The 14,846-nt window shown below is 73.4% G+C and carries 11 protein-coding genes, 1 tRNA gene and 1 pseudogene; 4 read left to right on the forward strand and 9 right to left on the reverse strand.

The window, feature by feature from the left end:
* Positions 1 to 82: 82 nt before the first annotated feature.
* A tRNA-Ser gene (locus tag ACWCPY_RS39545) sits at positions 83 to 173 on the reverse strand.
* A 227-nt stretch (positions 174 to 400) separates the two neighbouring features.
* Between ACWCPY_RS39545 and ACWCPY_RS39550 the strand changes: the two genes are divergently transcribed.
* Together ACWCPY_RS39550 and ACWCPY_RS39555 are read left to right on the forward strand one after the other, a co-directional pair.
* Positions 401 to 850, forward strand: coding sequence for an SSI family serine proteinase inhibitor (locus ACWCPY_RS39550; RefSeq protein WP_451273475.1), 450 nt, complete (start codon positions 401 to 403; stop codon positions 848 to 850).
* Between the two features lie 180 nt (positions 851 to 1,030).
* Entirely contained in the window at positions 1,031 to 4,843 is a 3,813-nt protein-coding gene (locus tag ACWCPY_RS39555; protein WP_451273477.1) for a PAS domain-containing protein, read from the forward strand.
* 87 nt (positions 4,844 to 4,930) lie between these two features.
* On the opposite strand, the gene ACWCPY_RS39560 is transcribed toward ACWCPY_RS39555, so the two are convergent.
* The 8 genes from ACWCPY_RS39560 to ACWCPY_RS39595 form a co-directional block, all read right to left on the reverse strand.
* Positions 4,931 to 6,580, reverse strand: coding sequence for a long-chain fatty acid--CoA ligase (locus ACWCPY_RS39560; protein WP_451273479.1), 1,650 nt, complete (start codon positions 6,578 to 6,580; stop codon positions 4,931 to 4,933).
* 144 nt (positions 6,581 to 6,724) lie between these two features.
* A complete protein-coding gene (locus ACWCPY_RS39565) occupies positions 6,725 to 7,396 on the reverse strand; it encodes a SigE family RNA polymerase sigma factor (RefSeq protein WP_451273481.1) in 672 nt (223 codons plus the stop codon).
* A gap of 182 nt (positions 7,397 to 7,578) precedes the next feature.
* Positions 7,579 to 8,745: a lipid-transfer protein gene (locus ACWCPY_RS39570; RefSeq protein WP_451273483.1), complete on the reverse strand. Its 1,167-nt coding sequence runs from the start codon at positions 8,743 to 8,745 to the stop codon at positions 7,579 to 7,581.
* Entirely contained in the window at positions 8,742 to 9,137 is a 396-nt protein-coding gene (locus ACWCPY_RS39575) for a MaoC family dehydratase (RefSeq protein WP_451273493.1), read from the reverse strand. The genes ACWCPY_RS39570 and ACWCPY_RS39575 overlap by 4 nt, the downstream gene beginning before the upstream one ends.
* A 2-nt stretch (positions 9,138 to 9,139) precedes the next feature.
* A complete protein-coding gene (locus tag ACWCPY_RS39580) occupies positions 9,140 to 10,174 on the reverse strand; it encodes an acyl-CoA dehydrogenase family protein (RefSeq protein ID WP_451273485.1) in 1,035 nt (344 codons plus the stop codon).
* Between the two features lies 1 nt (position 10,175).
* Complete coding sequence (locus ACWCPY_RS39585) at positions 10,176 to 11,120, reverse strand: bifunctional MaoC family dehydratase N-terminal/OB-fold nucleic acid binding domain-containing protein (protein WP_451273495.1); 945 nt, start codon at positions 11,118 to 11,120, stop codon at positions 10,176 to 10,178.
* Positions 11,121 to 11,161: 41 nt separating this feature from the next.
* Positions 11,162 to 12,373, reverse strand: coding sequence for an acyl-CoA dehydrogenase family protein (locus tag ACWCPY_RS39590; RefSeq protein WP_451273487.1), 1,212 nt, complete (start codon positions 12,371 to 12,373; stop codon positions 11,162 to 11,164).
* Positions 12,374 to 12,589: 216 nt separating this feature from the next.
* Positions 12,590 to 12,901: a hypothetical protein gene (locus ACWCPY_RS39595; protein WP_451273489.1), complete on the reverse strand. Its 312-nt coding sequence runs from the start codon at positions 12,899 to 12,901 to the stop codon at positions 12,590 to 12,592.
* Between the two features lie 321 nt (positions 12,902 to 13,222).
* On the opposite strand from ACWCPY_RS39595, the gene ACWCPY_RS39600 reads away from it, so the two are divergent.
* Positions 13,223 to 14,125 (forward strand): bifunctional DNA primase/polymerase, encoded by a 903-nt coding sequence (locus ACWCPY_RS39600; protein ID WP_451273491.1) that lies wholly within the window; start codon positions 13,223 to 13,225, stop codon positions 14,123 to 14,125.
* A gap of 187 nt (positions 14,126 to 14,312) precedes the next feature.
* Positions 14,313 to 14,524: pseudogene (locus ACWCPY_RS39605) on the forward strand (IS5/IS1182 family transposase); the annotation flags it as partial.
* Positions 14,525 to 14,846 lie beyond the last annotated feature (322 nt).

A 14,846-nucleotide genomic window follows, 5' to 3' on the forward strand; every position in this document is an offset into this window, starting at 1 on the left:
AACCGGCCGCCGGTCACCGAAACGGCTCCGGAAACGACTCAGGGAGTTCAGCCGAAGTGGGCTGAACTCCCTGGTCAGAGAGCGGAGGCGGAGGGATTTGAACCCTCGATGGGCTTTAAGACCCAAACCGCATTAGCAGTGCGGCGCCATAGACCGGACTAGGCGACGCCTCCATACACACCTCGCGCGAGCGCGAGTGGTGCGTGCAGATGATGACACAGCCGAGCGGTGCGTCACCAATCGACGCCTACGGTACTAGGCAGGCGGGCGCGAGGGCAAAGCGTCTGCGGTTGCGCAACGCCGTGGCGTGCGGAGCGTTAGTGATGGGGGAGGCGCCGCCCTCCCGTCCTTCCGTCCGTTCCGCCGGCACTCCGCCGAGTGCACGAGCACAGGAGTCCGCATGCTGCGCCGCCTCGCCCTCACCGCTGTCGCGTCCCTTGCCGCGCTGTCCGCCGCCGCACCGGCCGCGACCGCCGCCACCGGCCTGCTTCCGCTGCCGCTGCCCGTGCTGCGGGACGACACCCGCACCCGGCTGACGATCACGGTCTCCGGCTCGGGGAACTCCGCGGCCGAGGGCACCTTCGAGCTGCGGTGCGGACCGGCGGGCGGCAGTCACCCGGTGGCGGCGCAGGCCTGCGGCCGGCTGGACGAGCTGGCGGGCGAGGGAGCGGACCCGTTCGCCCCGGTGCCCGGGGACGCGCTGTGCACCAAGCAGTTCGGCGGCCCGGCCACCGCCCGGGTCACCGGGACCTGGCAGGGGCGGCGCGTCGACACGGTCTTCAGCCGCACCGACGGCTGCGAGATCTCCCGCTGGAACACCCTGCGTCCGGTGCTCCCGAGCGTCCGCTGACCCGGCCGGCCCGGACGGAGTCGTACACCGTATGCACAGAACCTTGGTGAGAGCTCCCCCTCATCCGCAGCCCCTTGCCCCCTCGCTGCCTTTAGACTCCTCCAGTGACAGCCCGCGGCCCAAGGGGCAAGATGGGGCCCGCTGTCGGCAAGGTGCGGTAATCAGGGAGGAAGCGTCGTCGTGAGCAGCAGGCCATCCCGGGGCGCTGCTCGCCTCGCAGCCATACTCGATGCACTCCCCGACGGGCTGCTGCTCGTCAACTGCAACGGCACGGTCGTCAACGCCAACACCATCGCGCTCGAAATGTTCGAGACGCCGGGCACCGCGCTCGTCGGTCGCGGGCTCCTCGACCTGCTGCCCGAGTTCGACTCCAAGCTGATCCCGGGGTCGATGCGCCGCCCCGAGGCCTCCGACGACCGCGGCCGTACGAAGCCGACCCGGATGACCGCGCGGCGGACCGACGGCACCGAGTACCCCGTCGAGGTCACCAGCGCCAGCCTGGAGGACGGGCAGGCCGCGTACAACGACTTCCAGAGCACCTACAGCGGCAGCTACACGGGCGACGAACTGCTGATGCTCGTCGTGCGGGATCTGTCGGGCACCGTGGACACCGAGGCCGAACTGGCCCGTTCGCAGCGGCAGACCGAGATGATCCTGCGGGCGGCGGCCGAGGGCGTGGTCGGAACGGACACCGACGGCCGGGTCGTCCTGGTCAACCCCGCCGCCGCGCAGATCCTCGGCTTCCGCGCCAGCGATCTGGGCGGCCAGGAGCTGCATCCGCTGATCCTGCACTCGCGGACGGAGGGCGAGCCGTTCCCGTACGAGGAGTCGCCGCTCGCCGACACCCTCAGGTCCGGGCGCAAGCACCGGGTGCGCGGCCAGGTCCTGTGGTCCAAGAGCGGCGCGCAGGTGCCGGTCGATCTGACCACCGCACCGGTCCGGGACGGCGACCAGCTGGTCGGCGCCGTCATGACGTTCACCGACCGCAGGCCGTACGAGGAGCTCGGTGCGCAGCACCGGGCCGAGCTCGCCGAACTGACCGGGAGCCACACCGCCGAGCTCGCCGAACTGACGGAGCGGCACAGCACGGAACTGGCCGACCGGACCGAGCGGTACGCGGCCGAGCTGGAGGCGCAGGCCGACCTGCTGGCGGCGCTGACCGCCCGGCACACCCAGCTCACCGCCGTGCTCGGCGAATCGCTGCGCGGCCCGCTGGAGGAGCTGCGCGGCGAACTCTCCACGCTCGCCGCCGATCCGGCCGGGCAGCTGTGGCCCGAGGCGAACCAGATCCTGCACCACCTGGCCGCGGGCTACGCCCGGATGACCACCCTCGTCGACAACGTGCTCGGCTACCAGCGCCTGGACGCCGGCTCCGAGAAGCTGGCCAAGGCGAACGTGCTGCTGGACTCGGTCGTGACGGCCGGTATCGACGCGGCCGTCGAGCTGATCGGTCCCGGGCGCGCCCAGTTCGCCGTGCACGCGCCGCCGATCGAGGCAGAGGTGGACGCGGCCCGGCTGGTGACCGCGCTCGCCCATCTGGTCGCGGACGTCGCCGGGGTCGACTCGACCGGCAAGGCCCGGGTGGTGCCGGGCGGCGGGTACGTCGACTCCACGGTCGTCGTCGCGGCGGCGCAGCGCGGCGAGGTCGTACGGATCGAGGTGCGCGGGCCGTTCGCCGGGGGAGACCCGGTGCACGAGCCGATCGTGCGCGGGATCGTGCGGGCGCACGGCGGCGTGCTCCAGACGCACGAGGTGCCGGGGATGAGCGGCAGCGCGTATGTGCTCGAAGTGCCGTTGGGCGCGGGTTCGGGCACGGTGACGTCGCCCGCGTCCGAGCCGGAGGCCGGCGCGCAGCCCGCTCCCGGGCCCGGGGCGGCCGGGCAGCAGCCGGGCGGCGGGCGGCGGCGGGCCCGCCGGGCGTCCACGGACGCGTTCCTGGAGAGCCCGGTGGGCGGTTCCGGGGCCGGTGACGGGTCCGGTGACACGGCGGCGGCCGAGCCGACGGGGCGGCGGCGGGCACGTCGTGAGCCCGGTGCGCAGGACGAGCACGCGGTGGCGGGGGCGCAGGACACGCAGGGCGGCGGTTCGGGACGCAGGCGGGGGCGGCCGAGTCCGGCCGAGGCCGGGGTCCAGCTGCCCGAGCAGGCACAAGGACAGGGCGCCGGGCAGGCGTTGGCGCTGCCCGCGGCCGCGGCGCCGTCCGAGGGGGCCGTGGTGACGGCGGCCGAGGGCGCGCAGGGCGGCGGTGGCCGGCCGCAGCTCGGCCAGACCGTTCCGCCGCAGGGCGTCCCGGCCGAGGGGCAGATGCCGGTGCCGGTGCCCGCGGGCGGACACCGCGCGCGTCAGGGCGCCGAGAACCAGCTGGCCCTGCCGGCTCCGGCGGCCGGCTCCGAGTCGGGCCCGCGGCCCGGTGACGGTTCCGGATCCGCGCAGGCTGCTCAGCCGAGCGGGCGGCGGGCCCGGCGGGCGCTGGCGGCCGCCCAGGAGCGGACCGCCCAGGCCGAGCCCGCGGGGCCCCGTACCGCCTTCGCGCTCCCGCCCGCGGAGGCCGACCGGTCCCCGGCCCCGGCTCCCGAGGCGCCGGCCGACGCGGACGCCGCGCTGCCGGGCCGCCATGACGCCGTACGCGTCGTGCCCGGCGAGGACCACACACCGCCCCAGGCGCACCCCGTACCGACCGGCCGCCGCCGGGCCCGGCACTCCGAGGCGCCCGCCGCCCCGGACGAGCGGGCCGAGGAGCTGCCCGACGACGGTGCGGACCGGCCCGCGGCCGGGCCGACGACGCACGCCACCGGCACCACGGCCGTCCCGGGCTCCCCGGAGGACGCGGAGGGCCATCCGCAGGGCGTCCCGCCCGTGGCGGACGCGCGCAGGCAGCCGCTGCCCGCGGAGGCGCCGGTGCCCGGCGGTTCGTCGGACTCGACGCAGGGGCGCGCGTTCAGCGTGCGGACGCTCGGGCAGGGCGTGCCCTTCGCCCAGCACCTCGCGCACCAGCAGAACCAGACGCTCGGCGGTGCCGGGCGGCGCCGCAAGCTCGCCGCGCCGCCGGAGGGCGAGCGCACCTCGCAGGCCGCGCCGTCCCCGTCCGCCCCGGCGCAGATCCCGGGCCAGGGTCCGGGGCAGCTGCGCTCCGCGCCGGAGGCCGAGGGGCGTGCGTACGCGATAGGGGCGCCCGACGAGGGCGCCGAGGGGCCGGAGCCGCTGGACGGTCCCGGTGGCGCCGTCGAGGTCGCCAACCGTCCGTCGCCGCAGCCGGTCGATGACGAGCTGCCCCCGGAGCCGCTGGACAATCCGCGTCGGCTGCTCGTCTGGCCCGCGCCCGATGTCTCCACCCAGCAGGCGCTGAGCGACCGCGGCTACCGGCCGGTGATCGTGCACTCGCGCGAGGAGGTCGACGCCCAGATCGCGGCGTTCCCCGCCGCGCTCTTCGTCGATCCGCTGACCGGCCCGATCACCCGCAAGGCCCTGCAGTCGCTGCGGCAGGCGGCGGTGGCGGCCGAGGTCCCGGTGCTGGTGACGGCCGGGCTCGGGCAGGCCTCGCGGGAGGCGGCGTACGGTGCCGACCCCGCCGTGCTCCTCAAGGCACTCGCCCCGCGCGACAGCGAACAGCATCCGCCCCGGGTGCTGTTGATCGAGGAGCACGAGGAGATCGCGCTGGCGCTGACGGAGACCCTGGAACGCCGCGGGATGCAGGTGGCGCGGGCCTCCACCGACAGCGAGGCGGTGTCGCTCGCCACCCGGATGCGGCCCAATCTGGTGGTGATGGACCTGATGCAGGTACGCCGCCGCCGGGCCGGGATCGTCGACTGGCTGCGTGCGAACGGTCAGTTGAACCGGACCCCGCTGGTCGTCTACACCTCCGCCGACATGACCGGGTCGGAGCTGCCGAAGCTCAGCTCGGGCGAGACCGTTCTCTTCCTGGCCGAGCGGTCCACGAGCGAAGAGGTCCAGTCGCGCATCGTCGATCTGCTCGCGAAGATCGGGACGAACTGAGACGCGGGACGAACCGGTACGCGGAACGCGACGAGGGCGGTACGGGACGACTCCCGTACCGCCCTCGTCGTTCCCCCGGGCCCCGGTTCAGAGTCGGGTGATGTCCAGCTCGCCCTCCGCGTACTGCCTGCGGATCACCTTCTTGTCGAACTTGCCGACGCTGGTCTTCGGTACGGCCGCGATGACCGTCCAGCGCTCCGGCAGCTGCCACTTGGCGATGCCGGACGTGGCGAGGAAGTCCTTCAGCGCCTCGTAGTCGGCGCTCGCACCGTTCTTGAGCACCACGGTCGCCAGCGGGCGCTCGCCCCACTTCTCGTCCGGGACGGCGACGACCGCCGCCTCGGCCACGTCGGGGTGCGCCATCAGGGCGTTCTCCAGTTCGACGCTGGAGATCCACTCCCCGCCGGACTTGATGACGTCCTTGGCCCGGTCGGTGAGTGTGAGGAAGCCGTCCTCGCTGATCACACCGACGTCACCGGTCTTCAGCCAGCCGTCCTCGCTGAACTTGTCCTCGGGGCGCAGGGTCTCGCCGTCCCTGCCTCCGTAGTAGGACCCGGCGATCCAGGGGCCGCGCACCTCCAGCTCACCGGCCGACTCGTTGTCCCACGGCAGGTGCTCGCCGCCGGGGCCGACCAGCCGCGCCTCCACCCCGGCCGGGAAGCGGCCCTGGGTGATGCGGTAGGGCCATCCCTCCTCCTCGGTCAGTCCGGCGGGCGGGTGGGCGATGGTGCCGAGCGGCGAGGTCTCCGTCATGCCCCAGGCCTGGCAGAGGCGGACGCCGAGCCTGTCGTACGCCGCCATGAGGGAGGGCGGGCAGGCGGCGCCGCCGATGATGACGCGGGCCATGGAGCTGATGTCGCGCGGGGTGGCGGTGACCTCGGCGAGCAGTGCCTGCCAGATGGTGGGGACGGCTGCGGCGTGGGTCGGCCGCTCGCGCTCGATCATCTCGGCGAGCGGGGCGGGCTGCAGGAACCGGTCCGGCATGAGCATGCTGACGCCGGACATGAACGCCGCGTGCGGCAGCCCCCAGGCGTTCACATGGAACTGGGGGACGACCACCAGCGTGGTGTCGTTGTCGGTCAAGGACATCGATTCGGCCATGGTGACCTGCATGGAGTGCAGGTAGATGGAGCGGTGGGAGTAGACGACGCCCTTGGGGTCGCCGGTGGTGCCGGAGGTGTAGCACATGACGGCGGCCTGGCGTTCGTCCAGCTCGGGCCAGTCATAGTGGGTGGCGCCGCCGGCGATCAGCTCCTCGTACTCGTGCACCCGGGGCGTGGCCCCGTCGAGGAGCGAACGGTCGCCCGGACCGGTGACGATCACGTGCTCGACCGATGTCAGCCGGGGGAGGACCGGCGCGAGCAGCGGCAGCACGGAGCCGTTGACGATGAGGACCCTGTCGTCGGCGTGCCCGACGATCCAGGCCAGCTGCTCGGCCGGGAGCCGGAGGTTGAGCGTGTGGAGGACCGCGCCCATCGAGGGGATCGCCAGGTACGCCTCGACATGCTCGGCGTTGTTCCACATGAGGGTGGCCACCCGCTGGTCGGCCTCGACACCCAGCTCGTCGCGGAGCGCGGCCGCGAGGCGCGTCGCCCGCCGGCCGATCTCGGCGAAGCTGCGCCGCTGCGGCTCGGGTTCGCCGGTCCAGGTCGTGACCTGCGACTTCCCGTGAATGGTCATCCCGTGCTTGAGGAGGCGGGTGACAGTCAGCGGTACGTCCTGCATGGTGCTCAGCACGGCGTCCTCCCGGTGGGCGCTACGCGGCAGTAAGGTTGGCCTGATTCTGCTCACGTACCAGGCGGTATGTCACTGGTTCCGGGGATACGAATCGGCGTCGGTCGGCAAAATCACGCCTGGCCGGCGCGGCCGGACTGCCGGGGGTCAGCGCACCGGAGCGAGCTCCGGGTCCTCCCTGAGCTTGCCGAGTGCCCGCGACACCGCGCTCTTCACCGTGCCGACGGAGACCCCGAGCACCTCGGCCGTCTGGGCCTCGCTCAGGTCCTCGTAGTAACGCAGGACGACCATCGCCCGCTGGCGGTCAGGCAGCTTCAGCACGGCACGCCACATCGCGTCGTGCAGCGACTGCTGCTCGGCCGGATCGGGGCCGGGGACGGCCTCCTGCTCGGGCAGTTCGTCGCAGGCGAACTCGTCGACCTTGCGCTTGCGCCACTGCGAGGTCCGGGTGTTCAGCAGGGCCCGGCGGACGTAGCCGTCGAGCGCCCGGTGGTCCTCGATCCGCTCCCAGGCGACGTAGGTCTTGGTGAGCGCGGTCTGCAGCAGGTCCTCGGCGTCGCTCGGGTTGGCGGTGAGCGAGCGCGCGGCGCGCAGCAGCACCGGCCCTCTGGCCCGGACGAAGGAGGAGAAGGACGGATACGGGTCGTACGGCGTCCGCGAGCCGTACGCGGGGCGTGCGCCGCGTGATCCGTGCTGGCCGGGTGAGCCGTGCCCCGTGGTGTGCAGGGCGTGCGACATGTGTCCCGGGTGCGGCGTGTGCGGCGCGTGTCCGGTGGTGGCGGCTCCCCCGGAGCTGCCCGTGCAGACTGGCGTGGTCATGGCTCCACGCTAGGAGCGGGGGCGGCTCCGGGGATCGGCCCCAGGTCCCGAAACCGCGTCCGCCTCAGGGTGTAGGGGCAGGGCCTGCTCCACCTCCTGTAGGTGGAGTCGTCGTCCTGGGGGCTCAGGGGCGCCCCCTGACATGGCGCCCGGCCCGGGACGCCGCTCCCGGCCGGGCGTGCTCAGCCGTCCGTGCCGAGGATCAGGCCCGAGGTGGGGACGCCGGTTCCCGCCGTGACCAGGGTCCTGGCCGCCCCGGGCACCTGGTTCACCGACGAGCCCCGGATCTGCCGGACCGCCTCCGCGATGCCGTTCATCCCGTGCAGATACGCCTCCCCCAGCTGGCCCCCGTGGGTGTTCAGGGGCAGCGCGTCCGCCTCGACGAAGCCGGCCGCCTCGCCCGGCGCGCAGAAGCCGAACTCCTCCAGCTGCATCAGGACGAACGGGGTGAAGTGGTCGTAGAGGATCCCCACGTCGATGTCGGAGGGGGTCAGGCCCGAGCTGCGCCAGAGCTGCCGGGCGACCACCCCCATCTCCGGCAGGCCGGTCAGGTCGTCGCGGTAGAAGCTCGTCATCTGCTCCTGCGCCCGCCCGGCGCCCTGCGCGGCGGCCACGATCACGGCGGGCGGCCGCCGCAGGTCCCGGGCCCGCTCGGCGCTCGTGACGACGATCGCCTGTCCGCCGTCGGTCTCCTGACAGCAGTCCAGCAGCCGCAGGGGTTCGACGATCCATCGCGACGCCGCGTGGTCGGCCAGGGTGATCGGCTTCCCGTAGAAGTACGCGGCGGGGTTCCGGGCGGCATGGCGCCGGTCGGTGACCGCGACATGGCCGAAGGCGTCCGGCGTCAGCCCGTAGGCGTGCAGATAGCGCTGGGCTGCCATGGCGACCCAGGAGGCCGGGGTGAGCAGTCCGAAGGGCAGGTTCCAGCCGAGCGCCGTGCCTTCCGCGGTGGGCTCCCGCTGCTGCACGCCGGAGCCGAATCTGCGCCCGGAGCGCTCGTTGAACGCGCGGTAGCAGACCACGACGTCGGCCACCCCGGCCGCCACGGCCAGGGCCGCCTGCTGGACGGTGGCGCAGGCCGCCCCGCCGCCGTAGTGGACACGGGAGAAGAACGACAGCTCGCCGATGCCGGCGGCCTGGGCGACGGTGATCTCCGGGCTGGTGTCCATGGTGAAGGTGACCAGGCCGTCCACATCGGCGGGGGTCAGCCCGGCGTCGTCGAGGGCGGCCCGCACCGCCTCGACGGCCAGCTTCAGCTCGCTGCGCCCCGAGTCCTTGGAGAACTCGGTCGCGCCGATCCCCACGACCGCCGCCCTGCCGCCGAGCGAATCGGCCCTGCGCACACTCATGCCGCCCCCCGCGAAACGCCCACGGTCACCGTGCCGGTGACATGCCGGCCGAGACCGTTGGACCCGACGATCTCCACCTCGGCGGTCCCGTCGTCCCCGACGGCGGTGACCGTGCCGCTCAGGACCATGGTGTCCCCGGGGTAGTTGGGCGCGCCCAGCCTGATCGCGACCCTGCGGAGCACGGCCGTGGGGCCGAGACGGTCGGTGACGTACCTGCCGACCAGGCCGTTGGTCGTCAGGATGTTCATGAAGATGTCCGGGGAGCCCTTCTCCCGGGCGAGCTCCGCGTCATGGTGCACGTCCTGGTAGTCGCGGGAGGCGATCGCGCCCGCCACGATCAGGGTGCGGGTCACCTCGATCTCCAGCGGCGCCAGCTCGTCACCGGCCTTCACCTTCACTCCGTGTCCTCCTTCACCAGTGACTCACCGAGTTCCTGGAGCACTTCGCCGCCGCAGCCCAGATAGGCGTCGAGCTGCCGCCCCCAGAGGAAGTGGCGGTGCACGGGGTGGTCGAGGTCCGCGCCGGTGCCGCCGTGCAGATGCTGTCCGGTGTGCACCACCCGCTTTCCCGCCTCCGACGCCCACCAGGCCGCGGTGAGCGCCTGGGGCCCGTACGGCAGCCCCGCGTCATGGCGCCAGGCCGCCTCGTACGCGGTGACCCGGATCGCCTCGGTGTCCATGTGGGCGTCGGCGGCGCGCAGCAGGACGCCCTGCTTGGTGGAGAGCGGGCGCCCGAACTGCTCGCGGGTGTTCGCGTGGGCGACGGCGCGGGCCAGCGAGCCGGCGCACACCCCGGCCTGGAGCCCGGCGAACGCCGTCCGCCCCGCGGCCAGTACCGCCTCGTACGCCCCGGCGCCGCCGAGCCGCTCCCCGGACGCCCCGTCCAGGACCAGCCGCGCCGCCGACCACGGCGCCGTGGTCTCCACCGGCTCGGTCAGCACACCGGGGTCGGCGGTCCGGACGATCCACAGCCGCCGTTCCCGGTCCGGGACGAGGACGAGGTCCGCGTCCCGCAGCCACGGCACGTACGGCACGACGCCGCTCAGCCGCCCGGCGTCGTCGGCCCGTATCCCGCCGCGGGCCGGGAAGGCCCCGGTGGCGACGGCGGTGCCGTCCCTCAGCGGCGGCAGCAGTCGCTCCCGCTGTTCGCCCGTGCCGTGCCCAGCGACGGCCAGCAGCCCGTACAGGCAGCTCGCCGCGAACGGCACCTGCGCCGTCGTGCGCCCCTGCTCCTCCAGCAGGAGCACCAGGCCGAGCAGCCCGGTCTCCTCGACGGCCGCGGTCAGCCCGGCCGCGCAGAGCTCCTTCCACAGCTCGGCGTCCGTCCCCGTGCCGGCCACCGCCAGCCGTTCCGGCGTCGACAGATCGGTGAAGATCCGCGCCGCGAGCCCCTGCGCCGCGGTCTGCTCCTCGGTGGGTGCGAAATCCATCTCAGCCCTCGCCTCCCCGGAAGACCGGAAGCTCCAGCTCGTCGTCCGTGCGCAGGAATTCCAGCCGTACCGGCATGCCCGCCCGGACCTTGTCGCAGGGCACGCCGATGACGTTGCTGACCATCCGCACCCCCTCCGCCAGCTCGATCAGCGCCACCGCGTACGGCCCGTCGGCGCCGAAGGCGGGGAAGGGCGGGTGGTGCATCACCACATGGCTGAAGACGGTGCCCTCGCCGCTCGCCTCGACCGTGTCCCACACCTGGCAGCCGCAGGCGTTGCAGCCGGGCAGCCAGGGGAAGCGCAGTGCGGCGCAGTCGCCGCAGCGCTGGATCAGCAGCCGGTGCTCGGCGACGCCCTGCCAGAATCCGGCGTTGTCCCGGTTGATCACCGGCCTCGGGCGCAGCTTCCGGCCGCCGTCGCGCGACGCCCGTCCTGGCGCCGCCGGGGCGTACTTGAGGATCCGGAAGCGGTGCGTCCCGGCAGGTTCCCCGTCCGCCCGGACATCCATGCGGGTGGTGACGAAGTAGCCCGTGCCGAGCTTGGTGGTCTTGCGCTCCGACACGGATTCGATGACCGCGTCGAACGTGATCCGGTCCCCGGGCCGCAGTGGCCGCAGGTACTCCTGCTCGCAGTCGGTGGCGACCACCGAGGTGCAGCCCGCGCCGTCGAGCAGGCCGAAGAGTTCCTCGTACGCCGCGGAGCGGTCGGTGTGCCCCGACAGGCCGCCCATCGTCCACGCCTGGAGCATCGTCGGCGGGGCGATCGCGTCCGGCCCCGAGTACGCCGGGTTCGTGTCCCCCAACGCCTCGCACCAGTGCCTGATCATCGGCTCGTTGACCGGGTCCTTGCCGGTGCCCGCCGTGGCGGCCGCCCGCCCCTCGAACGCCTTGAGCCGCCCGTACAGCTCGTCCGGCTCCCCGGACGCCTGCCGCCGTTCCTCGGGCATCTGTCGCACCTCGGACACCTCCCGCCCCTCCCGCACGGCCGTCACCGCCTGCCCCTCCTCATGCCGAGCCGCATCGTCGCGACGATCTCCCGCTGCACCTCGCTGACCCCGCCCCCGAAGGTGTTGATCTGCGCCGCCCGGTTCATCCGCTCCAGCTCCCCGTCCCCGAAGCAGCCGGGCGAACCGCCCCGGACCAGGCCCGCCTCCCCGGTGATCTCCTGGCACATCCGGTACACCTCGACGGCGCTCTCGGTCCCCGCGAACTTCACCCCGCTCGCCTCGCCCGGGGCCGGCGAACCCGCCCCGACATCCCCCACCAGGCGCCAGTTGAGCAGCCGCGTCGCCGCCAGCCGGGCATGCGCCTCGGCCAGCCGTGCGCGCACCCACGGCTCGTCGGCCGGGCGACTTCCCGTCACGGGGTCGGGGGTGCGGGCGTGGGCGAGGGCCGCGTCGTAGAAGTCCTCGGCCTGCATCCCGATCGCGGCGAGGGCCACCCGTTCGTGGTTCAGCTGGTTGGTGATCAGCCCCCAGCCGCCGTTCTCCGGACCCACCAGGTTGGTGGCGGGCACCCGGATCCCGTCGTAGTACGTGGCCGTCGTGGTGAGCCCGCCCACGGTCTCGATCGGCGTCCAGGAGAAGCCGGGGGCATCGGTCGGGACGAGGACGATCGAGATGCCCTGGTGCTTGGGCGCGTCCGGGTCCGTACGGCAGGCGAGCCAGATCCAGTCCGCGTTCTGGGCGTTGCTGGTGAAGATCTTCTGCCCGTCGATCACCCAGTGGCCGCCGCCCTCGGCGCCGTCCGGGCCACCGGCGCCCTCGCTCTCCCGCACCGCCCTGGTGCGCATCGAGGCGAGATCCGTGCCGGCCTCGGGTTCGCTGTAGCCGATGGCGAAGACGAGCTCGCCGCTGAGGATCCTGGGCAGGAAGTACGCCTTCTGCTCGTCGGTCCCGTACTTCATGAGCGTCGGGCCGACGGTGTTGAGGGTGACCATCGAGACGGGAGCGCCCGCCCGGTACGCCTCGTCGAAGAAGATGAACTGCTCGTCGGCGCCGCGTCCCCGGCCGCCGTACTCGACGGGCCAGCCGAGCCCGAGCATCCCGTCGGCGCCGATCCTGCGCAGCACGCGCCGCTGCCCGGCCGGATCCCCGTCCCCCGGGGCCGTGCCCGCCTCCCTCCCGGGCACCACCTCGCGGAAGTACGTGCGGAGTTCGGCGCGCAGCTGTCGCTGGCGTTCCGTCTGGGCGAGGTGCACGGCGGCTGCCTCCCGGACACGGGGCGTACGGATCAGGATTTCTGACTGTCCGTCAGATATGGATCCCTGTCAAGGTCACCGGCACCCGGCCACACCCCTCGCCCCACACCTCCCGCGACGTGGAACGGTCCGCGCGGGGCACCGAATGCCCTCGCGCGGACCGCTGTTCCCGCCGGCCCCGGCCCGACCCCCGACCGGTCCATGACCGGCTACGGCTCACCAGAGGTTGGTGAAGTTCACCGCGACGTTGTCGCTGTGCTGGTCGATCACGGTGAACGCCGAACCGCTCACCTGCGCGGAGTTGCTCCGGTTCGACGCTCCGGAGCCGACGGCCTGCTGCTGGGACGTGGACGAGTTGCCGGTGTTGTCGCCGCCGACACCGCTGCCGGCGACCGTCGCGACGGCCGCGTTCGATCCGTCGTTCGCGTACGAGCCGTTGTCGGCCTGGGCCACACCACCGAAGAGCGCGGCGGCGAGGGGCAGGGCGGCAACAGCGGCGAGAGTACGAGCGGTACGGATGCTTGCCATGTCAATTCCTCCAGGAACCGGAAGTACGGCTGTCCCGAGGCAGTTGGCCGACCGCCCCGGTGTTGGTCACGACGTCGCGAGACCAGAGCTGCCCGCCGATTCCCCGGTGAACCACCCGCGCGACCCGATTCCCCCGCATGCGTGAGGAAGCACCGATAAACCTTCGCACCCCCAGAAGCCCCAGCCCACGCCCCGTACGCGCCCCACCCGGGGCCGCCCGCCACCCGAGCCCGTACCCCCAAGGGAAGAAGCGTTCCGGCGCCCGGCCCGCCCACGCCACGCCCCCTTCCCATTTTCGAACACCTGAACGAAAATAGAACCATGGCCATCACCGACCGGCGCACCGCCACCCTGGCCCTCGCCCACGCGCTCTCCGCCGCCGAGCGCGGGCTCCCCGTCATCCCGCTGACCGCCCGCAAGCTCCCCGCGCTGCCCTCTCCGCACCGGAACGACGACCACCGGTCCGCCTGCCGGGGCGCGTGCGGCCTTCCCGGACACGGCGTCCACGACGCCACCACCGACCCGGCCGCCGTACGGGCCCTCTTCGCCGCCGCCCCCTGGGCCACCGGCTACGGCATCGCCTGCGGGCGGCCCCCGCACCACCTCATCGGCATCGACCTGGACATCGACGCCGTCGGCAGCGGCGACTCCTCCGCAGCGCTCCGGCGGCTGGCCCTGCACCACCTGTTCACGATCCCGCCGACCGTCGTGGTCCTCACCCCCAGCGGCGGGCGGCACATCTGGCTGACCGGCCCGCCCGGCGTCCCCGTACCGAACTCCGCGAGCCGGCTCGCGCCCGGCATCGACATCCGGGGCACCGGCGGCTATCTGGTGGGCCCCGGCTCGGTCACCGCGCACGGCCGCTACCGGGTCGCCCCGGGCACCGCCCACCTGCCTCCGGCGCCCTGCCCCCAGGCACTCCTGCGCCTGCTCCTGCCTCCCGCGCGCCGCGCGGTCCGCGCGAGCCGGCCCGACCGGGGCCGCGGTCTGGTCCGCTTCGTGCTCGCGGCACGCGAGGGCGAGCGCAACGCCCGGCTCTTCTGGGCGGCCTGCCGCGCCTACGAACACGGCTACGGCGACGCCCTGGCCGACGCCCTCACCCACGCCGCCGTCCGCACCGGCCTCACCGAGCACGAGGCGCGCGCCACGATCGGGTCGGCGGCCCGTCTCACCACGGCCGCGCCGGAGGGGACCGGCAGCCCGTCCGGCGGATCGAGTCCCTGAGAGTCGTCCCGTAGCCCCACGAGCTCGGGGGTCATGCTGGGTCAAGGCCGATGCCGATGGCACCGACCGAGTGAAGCGAACGCCCGAGGTCTTTGGTGAGGGTGCGGGGGTATCGCCGCCACCACCACAGGTCGGGGCCGGGATGCCTGTGGGAATGGTGGAGGAACTGGTGGAGTGCCTGACGCCGGAGAACAGCGTCCTGCTGGTGGCCGCGTACTGGCGGACGAACCTCACCGTGCCGCAGTCCGCCCCACTGGCCGGAGTTCCGAGTCAGCCGCGGACCGAATCAACGCCCACCTCGGGCCCTCGCCCGCCCTGCAGCCTCGCAAGAGGTTCCGGAGGGGCACCACGCTGATCGCCGGCAGCACCGTGGTCCCCACTCGTGACCACGTGATCGCTATCTGGCGGCTTGCCTTCACCGGCACGGCGAACGCGAGCTCGTCCGGTGGCAAACGAGCCAGCGCCTGTCGTACCGCCCCACCGGCTTCGCGCTGGGAATCGCTGTTGGCCGCCTTGGCGGACCGTGAGGTCGATACGCCTGTGACGGAACGAAGACGTCGCGGAGGACCGCCTGTGACTCGGTGCGGGATACAAATACTTCAGACCGCACGCACCGAGCTATTCCCGGGGGAACACCGTGAAGTACACCCGCATCACCGCTCTCGCCGCCATCGGCGTCGCCGCCACCCTCTCGCTCACCGCCTGCGGCAGCAACGACTCC

This window comes from Streptomyces sp. NPDC002403 (genome assembly GCF_053593015.1).

Excerpts from the sequence above, each read along its gene's own strand:
- ACWCPY_RS39585 (WP_451273495.1), bottom strand. The coding sequence starts at position 11,120 with ATGCCCGAGGAACGGCGGCAGGCGTCCGGGGAGCCGGACGAGCTGTAC.
- ACWCPY_RS39580 (WP_451273485.1), bottom strand. The coding sequence starts at position 10,174 with ATGGATTTCGCACCCACCGAGGAGCAGACCGCGGCGCAGGGGCTCGCG.
- ACWCPY_RS39570 (WP_451273483.1), bottom strand. The coding sequence starts at position 8,745 with ATGAGTGTGCGCAGGGCCGATTCGCTCGGCGGCAGGGCGGCGGTCGTG.
- ACWCPY_RS39565 (WP_451273481.1), bottom strand. The coding sequence starts at position 7,396 with ATGACCACGCCAGTCTGCACGGGCAGCTCCGGGGGAGCCGCCACCACC.
- ACWCPY_RS39595 (WP_451273489.1), bottom strand. The coding sequence starts at position 12,901 with ATGGCAAGCATCCGTACCGCTCGTACTCTCGCCGCTGTTGCCGCCCTG.
- ACWCPY_RS39550 (WP_451273475.1), top strand. The coding sequence starts at position 401 with ATGCTGCGCCGCCTCGCCCTCACCGCTGTCGCGTCCCTTGCCGCGCTG.
- ACWCPY_RS39600 (WP_451273491.1), top strand. The coding sequence starts at position 13,223 with ATGGCCATCACCGACCGGCGCACCGCCACCCTGGCCCTCGCCCACGCG.